At 42.8% G+C, this 593-nt stretch carries 1 protein-coding gene and 1 pseudogene; both read left to right on the forward strand.

The genetic code is table 11. The annotated features are described in order from the left end of the window. Positions 1 to 336: PASTA domain-containing protein (locus ACFILA_RS09940; RefSeq protein ID WP_375661172.1), on the forward strand; the 336-nt coding region annotated here is incomplete at its 5' end. A 12-nt stretch (positions 337 to 348) separates the two neighbouring features. After that, positions 349 to 593 (forward strand): annotated as a pseudogene (locus tag ACFILA_RS09945) (ribosome small subunit-dependent GTPase A); the annotation flags it as partial.

Genomic DNA, 593 nt, shown 5'->3' on the forward strand with positions numbered 1-593 from the left:
GTCAACCATGTGATTAAGCAAACCCCTAAGGCTGGTTCAAAACTATCTGAAGACGATACGATCACGGTTCAAGTAGCAGATACTGGTGCTAACCTTAAAACCACTAATATTCAAATTAATATTCCGTTTGATGGCAATGGTGGTAAAAAGGAAAATCGGGTTCAAGTCTACATTTCTGATGCTTACCACAACCTCACGATGGAATATCAAGATATTACAATTAATCAAGAGACGACCATCAATGTGCCATTTACGTTAAAGAATCACCAGATGGGGGCATATAAAGTGATCCGGAATGGCCGGACCATCATGAGTGCTACCAACATCACTGGTTAATGGAGGATATTTTTGCAAGAAGGAATTATTCAACAGTCCCTCAGCGGTTTTTATGATATTGTGTCTGACGGACAAATCTACCGTACTCGGGGCCGGGGCAATTTTCGTAAAAGGGGGATTAAACCCTTGGTTGGTGACCATGTTGAATTTGCGGATGGTTACTTATTGGCGATTAAGCCACGACGAAATCAATTGGTTCGCCCGTTGGTTGCAAATGTTGATGCCGCAGTGGTAGTTACGGCCGCTACTGAACCCAT

Source organism: Bartonella sp. CL71SXKL (genome assembly GCF_042194935.1).
Taxonomy (GTDB): Bacteria; Pseudomonadota; Alphaproteobacteria; order Rhizobiales; family Rhizobiaceae; genus Bartonella.